Consider the following 7503-nt stretch of genomic DNA (forward strand, 5'->3'; position numbering starts at 1 on the left):
TGTCGCTACTCAAACAGCGACGCCTGCCGGCGTTCCTTCAGAGCGTCGATGAGCGCTTCCGAGGTGATCCGCTTCCCCCCCCGCAATATGATGGTTTTTGCAGCGTCGTCGGCCGCGCGCGTGATCTCGGCCTGCGACAGTCTCTCTGCCTGAGAGATCGCCTCGTTCCAGGCAAGCCCTCTGGTGTCGAAGCGGTCGAGTCGAGCCCGAAGCAGCGCCTCTATAATCGGCCGATCGGGCACGGCGTATTCGATGACATCGTCGAAACGGCGGAACAAAGCTCTGTCGAGCAGCTCGGGATGATTTGTTGCCGCAATAATCAGGCTGTGGCTGTCGTCTTGCTCGAGAAACTGCAGAAACGAATTCAGCACGCGCCGAATCTCGCCAACATCCTGGCGTTCGCCTCGACGCGCGCCGATGGCATCGAATTCGTCAAAGAAGTAGACGCCCCGCGTCGCCTGCATTGCATCAAAAACAAGCCGCAGCTTTCCGGCAGTCTCTCCCATGAACTTGGTGATCAAACCATCGAGGACGATCGTGAAAAGGGGCAGATGAAGCTCCCCGGCCAATGCCGATGCGGTCATCGTCTTGCCTGATCCTGGCGGGCCGACCAGAAGCAGTTTGCGACGGGGAACAAGCCCGTGCTCGCGCAAGCTTGCTTGTTGGCGCTGCTCTCCCAGCACGCGGTGCAGGCGCGAGCGCAGACTGTCCGGCAAAATCATGTCGGTCAGTCGCAGGTCCGGATAGCGCACATGCAGGAGCCCTGCGAGCTCGCCCTTTGGCTGAAAAAGGGGAACCGGCCGACTGCTCTTGACAATCCGGGCGTCCCTGCTCTTGGCTGCGTCGACCAGATCCTTGAGCTCCTGAGCAAGCTTACCATGGCCTTGACGTGCCTCATGCGCAGCAAGCTGCATCGCGATAGAGAGGAAACGATCCTCGTCGCCGGCAATGTGGCTTTTAAGCAGCGTCACGATATGGCGGGCCGTGGTCATGGCTCTCTTCTGGGGTATCCGTTTACTTGGCGAAGCGCATGCAACCTAAACGCTTTCAACGGCGATTTGTATCGCGCAATGGTGTTTTTTCTCTTGTCGATGTTCGCCCGTGGCAACTTCAGCGGTGAACTGTTGCGCCGCGGTCATAGGCCAGCCGGAATAACGCCGGCCAGCAGACAACAGTCCGCATCTTCGAGCGCTCGAAGTCTGGCCACTCACGCAGCGTGTCGGGTCCGAACGCTCCAAAGCCGCCCCGCCTGGCAGGTCCATGCGACCGATTGCGGGCGTGCGGCCATAAGGTCTACGCGGGCTCGCATGGCTGCCCGCGCCGCTGGCTAAAAAGCTGTACACCATCTCACGAAACACCAGGTCCGCTCCTTTGCCGGCCGACGGTCCATGAAATCCCCTCCCCACTTACGACACCGGAGACCTCCTTGCCCACATGGCGCTCAAGCACCGGCCGCCATGGCACCAGCGTGAACTCGCGCGACTTTTCAACGACGGCATATTTTCCGCTGGCAAGCTCGACGGAGCGGCGGAGCGTACCCTCTACTCGTCCTCCGGATCGCGCTTCGGCATAGGGCAGGCCAAGTTCCTCCGACAGTTGGCCAGCAACACGGTTCAGTTCTCGCTGGCGCAGGATCGAAAGCATGTTGGCTCGATAGACGATCCCATCCTGTTCTTTATGCGCGAGGCCTTGCGCGATCAGCCACTGCCGCCGGCGAGCTTGCGCCTCTCTCACGTCGCGGCCGAAGCCGGATCCGTGCAAAGGCTCGGGTCTATCGGCAACCAGCTCCCGGTCGAGCCAGGTGGCGCCGTTGAAGCTGACCTGTCGCTCCAGCGCCATTGAGGAGAGCTTGTCGGCAACGACAGGCTCGGCCCTGGCCCGCTGGCCCTCATAATTCGCGACGCGATCGAGATGGTCCGGCGCGATGAGCCAGGTGCCGTTCGGCTCTCGCTCGACGCCGCCGGTCGCGCGGCGGATCGCCTCCAGCCGCCGCACATGCGTTCGCGCAAAGCTCTCGGTGGCGGATGGGTCATGCTTCAGGTGCATATCGACGTCGTAACGGCCGCCATGCGCGGCGGCGATTTCGGCGATGGTACGATCGACCTGCCTCGGCTCGGTGTTCCTTGGCGCGACACGCACGATGCAGCCATTAGGCATCGTTTCCATCGCCTCGCCTCTACCGATGTTGATCCAATGGCTCTTACCGTCGACGGCGTCGACGATCATGTAATGGCGGTCATTGATCTCGTCGGCCAGTCCACGCGCGACAACGCGACCGACGAGAGACTGGACGGGCTCGCCGGATCGATCGTGGATCACCCAGTCGGCGGCCCTGCGGGCAAGCCCCTTGCCGGTCAGTTCGCGGTGCATGGTCTTGATGATGTCGCCGCGTTCGCCGGTGCGGCGCAGCGTGGCTTCGAGCTCATCGTCGAGGCGCCAGGAGCCAGCGCCGACCTCCGCGGCCAGACCCATCCGCTCGAGCTTGCGCAGCCGTCCCTGGTGCAGCGTCTGGCGAATGGCGTCGGGACCGCCCGGCGAGACCAGGCCGTCATCATCACGCATGCTGAGCAGCCGACGGTCGATGCTGGTGAAGCGTTCCTGCTCCATTTCCCGGCGCAGGCGAAGCTCAATCTCGCGGTCGGTTCGCGGACCGAGATCGAGGCTGACCAGCTCGGCCGCCCGCTCGCGGATGCCAGATGAGATATATTCGCGCGCGATGACCAGGTTCTCGCCACGGTCGTCCCTGCCACGGACGATGATGTGGCTGTGCGGGTGGCCGGTGTTGAAATGATCGACCGCGACCCAGTCGAGCTTCGTGCCGAGGTCTTCCTGCATCTGCGCCATGAGCCGCCGCGTCAGCGCCTTGAGGTCGTCGTACTCGATGCCGTCTTCGGCAGCGACGATGAAGCGGAACTGATGGCGGTCGCCGTCCGCGCGATCGATGAACGCCTTGCCGTCGACGCGGCCGCTGTCGGCGCCGTAGAGCTCGCCAGGTTCACCTTCGCGGGTGACCCCGTCGCGCTGAAGATAGCGTAGATGGGCACGCGCCCCGTCCGCGCCCTTGCCGGCGAGCTTGACGACCCGCGCCTTGACGATCACCCGGCGCTGGCGGAAGGCGGCATACCGGTCGCGCGATTTCAGCAGTGCGGCGGCCGCCCCGCCGCGCCCTGTCCGGCTTCCTGTGAAGCGACCACCGCGTTGCGGCCGGCCGCCAGCCCGGTTGATCGCCGCACGAACCTGGCCGGCATAGCGTTTGCCGGCCTTCGAGCCGCGCGACCCGATTTTGCCGAGCTTCGGCCTGAACTCGTCATCCTTAATGCGAGCCTCCCAGACATATCAAGCAAAATCAGACACTTACACGTCAAACCCTCTTGGCACCGGCGGCAGCCTCCCGGAAAAACGATGTGCAGACAAAGATTTAACCGCCTCCTGGAGGCGGTACCTTTATCTTGCCTTCCGCGCCCAGCCCCGCCAGACGCGCCCCCGTCCGCCATGGCTAACGCACCGGCTCCTTCGGCTGCGCGCCGTCCTTGCCGAGCGGCACGAAGAGATCGCCGTTTCGCACGCCTGAGTGAACACCGTCATGAATGAAGAACAGCGACCGTCCGAGAGGAGCGATTTGCGCCTTTGGAGCGACAGATTGGCTTTCGAACGCCTCGATGTCGGCCGCCGAAACTCCGGCCGCCTTGAGTTGGTCGAGGTACTCGACGGTCTCTTCTGGCAGCGGTTTGCCACGCTTCAAATGCTCGTCGTAGCGCTCGGGACCGGCATTGTAGGCGCCAAACAGGCCAGGAAATCCGAAGCGGTCATACATGGCACTGAGATAGGCCGTGCCGGCCAGGATATTGTCGCGCGGATCGTGGGGGTTAGGCCCAAGGCCGTGTTCGACCCGCATCTCTTCATAGGTGCCGGGCATCACCTGCATGAGGCCCATGGCGCCAGCGGGGGAGGTGATGGGGCGGCCGCCGCGCATTGTCTTGCCGCCGCTTTCGGCAGCCATGACGGCATAGATCCAGGCTTGGGGAATATGGAAGCGCCGGCTTGCTTCCGATACCAACGTCTGCCACTTTCGCAGCTGCGGACTTTGGGAGATGGCGACCGGCTCAGCGCCGGTCGAGGCGGAACAGGCGCATGGCGCAATGGCGATCATGCCCAACAAGAGGAGGGTCACTCGGTCCATAGTGGTACGAGCCTCCCGATGACATTTTGAGTGGGAACAGGCCCGAAATAGCGGCTGTCGAAGGAGCGGTTTTTGTCGCTGCCGAGCAGGAAAACCTCGTTATCCCCGAGCGCTCGGCAGCCGTTCCACCATGGCAAAGGTCGGCCTTCGGCGTCGATTTTGAGCCGGCGCGCGACGATGTCGCCGCCGATGATGATGGCGTCATTGAAGGCGCAGACATTATCGTCCGGCAGCGCTGCAAGACGTTTTGCCAGCGGCACATTGCGAGGCAGATAGCTGCGCTCGGCGGCGAGATACGCCGCGTATTCAGGCGGGCGCACGAGCACGAGATCGCCACGCGCCAGCGCTCCCGCAGCGATGCGGTAAAGGCCGATCGGCGCGCTGGCCGAGGCGTTCCAGACCAGCCAAGGGGCGGGCTTTCCCAGCGCCGTGAAGCCCAAAAGACCGAGACCGGCCGCGGCCAAGGCGACCGTCTTACGGGCTCGAACACGCCTCAGGCGGCTGCCGATCAGATGGATGGAAGGGCGCCGCCTCATGAACGGCCTCCCGTGCCGCCCTGGCCGGAACCGGCCTTGCCATCGCCGGCGATGGAGTGCTGCGGGTGTCCTTTCGACCAATGGTCGAGTTCGTCGATGTGATAGCGGACATAGCGGCCGTGCTTGCGGAATTTCGGGCCGCCGCCCTTGAGCCGCATCTTTTCGAGCGTGCGCTGGGAGAGCCCGATATAGAAGGCGGCTTGGGCTGTGCTGAGAAACGGGCTGCCCTTTTTCGCGCGGGCCGCGCGTTCGTTTTCGTCGTCCATGATGATCCTCGTTTCGCTTCGGACAAGCGAGGGCGAGGATGGGCGAGGGAGATCGTCTCGGGGACGGGCGAAGAGTCGGGGGAGAGTTTTCGCCGCCCTTTAGGGCGGACGGGGTTTGGGTGGAACTCCTGGGAATGAGCCCCGCGCCGGGGCTGCGGCGCGAGGCTCTTATCTCGGCCGGTCAGTCGGCCGGGTTCCAGATGATGGCGTAGGTGTCGTGATCGTCCTGGCCGGCGGCTCGGCCGAGATTGGCGTAGAGCTTGCGCGGTCCGAACTCCGGCGCTGCAATCGACAGGCTCACATAATCCTTGCCGGAAGTCTCGCCGGTGCGGATCCAGCCAGCGCCGACTTCGACCCCTTGCGTAAGCACCCGGAAGTCGGGATGGTTATCGGCGCTCTTGGCCTGGTTGGGGACGATATCGATGTCGGCGCGGACGCTGAGCGTCTTGAACTGGCCCTTGTAGGCGCCGTTTTCCTGCTTGTTGACGTAACCGATCGCGGTCATTTCGAAGTCTCCTTTTGTGGTTTCGCCGGGGACCATCCCCTGCGATGGCGCACCGTAATGGGCGCGTCAGGACCGCCTGAATCCGACAGGGCCGCAGCGACAGTGAAGGACCCGAGCGGGCAGCTTTTTTGTGAGCGAAGCGGCGCGAGGAAGCCGCCGCAGGCGGCGGGGAAAAAAGCTGATGGCGCGAGGGTTTCGGGCGGCCGGACCCGCCCATAGGTCGACAAGCCAGCCGCAGGGATGGTCCTTGGAGAGAGCATGGAGACCGCTCGCCAAGTGCGGTCTGTCAGCCAAGCAGGACGCCGGGATGAAACGGCCTGCAAAGATGCTGCGCCCTTATGCCGGATCGAGATCGTGCCAGCGGGTCGGGCGCCAGAGCAGACATCCGGCATGGTGCGATCTATGAAAGCAGGGCTCGCCAGCGGGAATTTGATACGCGAGGGGGCCAAAGTAAGGCTGGATGAGAAGCCGGTGCTACCTGCAGGTCCAGTGTCATGTGGCGGCGCTCGGGAAACCGCTACGCAATGTAACGCGCTCTTATGAGGCGAACAGACCGGCCCCAAAACCGATCGACCGGTGGTCGGCGCGAAACGCGTCATGCCTGTCCGAAAGCTGACAGTGGCAGAAGACGCATGTCGGGTTCCGCACAATTGACCATGCTGGATTTGTGAGGTTTTCAGGGAGAGCCATGCGTTCACTTCCCAGTGAGCTTTGGCACGGCATTTGCTCTTGATGTGGCAACACGGATCGAAGGTTGACTGCATGCACAAGCGCGAGATGAGCAATGCTCTCCTTTCCTGGAGGCTTGGCAGCAGATTCGATTTGACGTTGCGAGGAGCTTCAGCCGCTCGCGGCGGAAGTGATCTCAAATCTGAAGGCACCGTTGGGGCCGCAGCCATCAAACACATCTTTCTCTTTTTCGCAGCTCGTCTTCAACGCGATGCGGACTTCTTCGCGTCGACGGCGGCCGAAGGTGGAGAAGGGGCTCGACTTGCAAAAAGGAGTTGTCAATGACGTCTTACGTTCGCACCAACAGCCCGGCGCAGGTGCGCTCACTGTCCACCTTTGGCAAGCATCTGCAAAGGAGCGTGCTGACGGCGACGCTGCTTGCCGCGGCTTCGACGGGAAGTGAAGCGCAGCCCTATGTTCGTGCTGACGGCAGCACGACTGACGACTTGGAAGCGGCGCGAGCAAGTTGGCGTCATGACGCCGAATTCAATGGAAATGTGGGGCTCGCAGCCATCAACGCGGATGCCGCGTATGCGTTGGGTTCCACCGGGGAGGGGGCCAGAGCTCCTCGCCTGCCCTCGTCCGTCTTGACGAGTGCCCGCTTACAGCCTACCTCACTATCGCGTTAGCACTCGTCCATCGCGAGTGCTAACAAAAACCCCTCAACAGCGCACCAGGGAAAAATCCGAAAATGGCAAAGTCGAAGTTCCGCCCGCTGCATGACCGCGTGGTCGTTCGCCGGGTCGAATCCGAATCCAAGACCGCTGGCGGGATCATCATCCCCGACACGGCAAAGGAAAAGCCGCAGGAAGGCGAGATCATCGCTGTCGGCTTCGGCGCTCGTGACGAAGCTGGCAAGCTGGTCCCGCTGGACGTCAAGGCCGGCGACCGCATCCTGTTCAGCAAGTGGTCGGGCACGGAAGTCAAGCTCAATGGCGAAGACCTTCTGATCATGAAGGAATCCGACATCATGGGCATCATCGGCTCATATCAGGCCCTTTCGTCAACTGAATTCCCGGGCTCGATTGAAGCCCCTGCCAGGAGCTAAAAATGGCTGCCAAAGACGTAAAATTCTCCCGCGATGCCCGCGAGCGCATGCTGCGCGGTGTCAACATCCTCGCTGACGCGGTGAAGGTCACGCTCGGCCCCAAGGGCCGCAACGTGGTCATCGACAAGTCGTTCGGCGCCCCGCGCATCACCAAGGACGGCGTCACCGTCGCCAAGGAAATCGAGCTTGAGGACAAGTTCGAAAACATGGGCGCGCAGATGGTCCGCGAAGTTGCTTCG

The 7503-nt window shown here is 62.8% G+C and carries 8 protein-coding genes and 1 pseudogene; 3 read left to right on the forward strand and 6 right to left on the reverse strand.

Annotation, left to right across the window (positions count from 1 at the left end):
* Positions 1 to 5: 5 nt before the first annotated feature.
* The 6 genes from EOA33_RS01920 to EOA33_RS01945 all read right to left on the reverse strand — a co-directional run bounded on the left by EOA33_RS01920 (position 6) and on the right by EOA33_RS01945 (position 5487).
* The gene (locus EOA33_RS01920; RefSeq protein WP_126057775.1) at positions 6 to 992 is read right to left on the reverse strand and encodes an ATP-binding protein; all 987 of its coding nucleotides are present in this window, start codon (positions 990 to 992) and stop codon (positions 6 to 8) included.
* A 355-nt stretch (positions 993 to 1347) separates the two neighbouring features.
* Complete coding sequence (gene rlxS / locus EOA33_RS01925) at positions 1348 to 3318, reverse strand: relaxase/mobilization nuclease RlxS (protein ID WP_024505648.1); 1971 nt, start codon at positions 3316 to 3318, stop codon at positions 1348 to 1350.
* A gap of 178 nt (positions 3319 to 3496) precedes the next feature.
* Positions 3497 to 4180: a lytic transglycosylase domain-containing protein gene (locus tag EOA33_RS01930; RefSeq protein ID WP_024505647.1), complete on the reverse strand. Its 684-nt coding sequence runs from the start codon at positions 4178 to 4180 to the stop codon at positions 3497 to 3499.
* Positions 4168 to 4716, reverse strand: coding sequence for a S26 family signal peptidase (locus EOA33_RS01935; RefSeq protein WP_024505646.1), 549 nt, complete (start codon positions 4714 to 4716; stop codon positions 4168 to 4170). The genes EOA33_RS01930 and EOA33_RS01935 overlap by 13 nt, the downstream gene beginning before the upstream one ends.
* Positions 4713 to 4982 (reverse strand): helix-turn-helix domain-containing protein, encoded by a 270-nt coding sequence (locus EOA33_RS01940; RefSeq protein ID WP_024505645.1) that lies wholly within the window; start codon positions 4980 to 4982, stop codon positions 4713 to 4715. Before EOA33_RS01940 ends, EOA33_RS01935 begins: the two co-directional genes overlap by 4 nt.
* A gap of 181 nt (positions 4983 to 5163) precedes the next feature.
* A complete protein-coding gene (locus tag EOA33_RS01945) occupies positions 5164 to 5487 on the reverse strand; it encodes a DUF736 domain-containing protein (protein WP_024505644.1) in 324 nt (107 codons plus the stop codon).
* A gap of 1010 nt (positions 5488 to 6497) precedes the next feature.
* Here EOA33_RS01945 and EOA33_RS01950 point away from each other — a divergent pair.
* The 3 genes and pseudogenes from EOA33_RS01950 to EOA33_RS01960 form a co-directional block, all read left to right on the forward strand.
* The gene (locus tag EOA33_RS01950) at positions 6498 to 6845 is read left to right on the forward strand and encodes a hypothetical protein (RefSeq protein ID WP_063169239.1); all 348 of its coding nucleotides are present in this window, start codon (positions 6498 to 6500) and stop codon (positions 6843 to 6845) included.
* Positions 6846 to 6907: 62 nt separating this feature from the next.
* A pseudogene (groES, locus tag EOA33_RS01955) lies at positions 6908 to 7201 on the forward strand (co-chaperone GroES); the annotation flags it as partial.
* A gap of 65 nt (positions 7202 to 7266) precedes the next feature.
* On the forward strand, positions 7267 to 7503 hold a 237-nt coding region (locus tag EOA33_RS01960; protein ID WP_281033501.1), incomplete at its 3' end, for a TCP-1/cpn60 chaperonin family protein.

The organism is Mesorhizobium sp. M4A.F.Ca.ET.050.02.1.1 (genome assembly GCF_003997725.1).
Lineage (GTDB): Bacteria > Pseudomonadota > Alphaproteobacteria > Rhizobiales > Rhizobiaceae > Mesorhizobium.

Bases quoted from the DNA above. Each gene is read 5' to 3' on its own strand.
- EOA33_RS01950 (WP_063169239.1), top strand. From the start codon at position 6,498: ATGACGTCTTACGTTCGCACCAACAGCCCGGCGCAGGTGCGCTCACTG.
- EOA33_RS01920 (WP_126057775.1), bottom strand. From the start codon at position 992: ATGACCACGGCCCGCCATATCGTGACGCTGCTTAAAAGCCACATTGCC.
- EOA33_RS01935 (WP_024505646.1), bottom strand. From the start codon at position 4,716: ATGAGGCGGCGCCCTTCCATCCATCTGATCGGCAGCCGCCTGAGGCGT.
- EOA33_RS01930 (WP_024505647.1), bottom strand. From the start codon at position 4,180: ATGGACCGAGTGACCCTCCTCTTGTTGGGCATGATCGCCATTGCGCCA.
- EOA33_RS01945 (WP_024505644.1), bottom strand. From the start codon at position 5,487: ATGACCGCGATCGGTTACGTCAACAAGCAGGAAAACGGCGCCTACAAG.
- EOA33_RS01940 (WP_024505645.1), bottom strand. From the start codon at position 4,982: ATGGACGACGAAAACGAACGCGCGGCCCGCGCGAAAAAGGGCAGCCCG.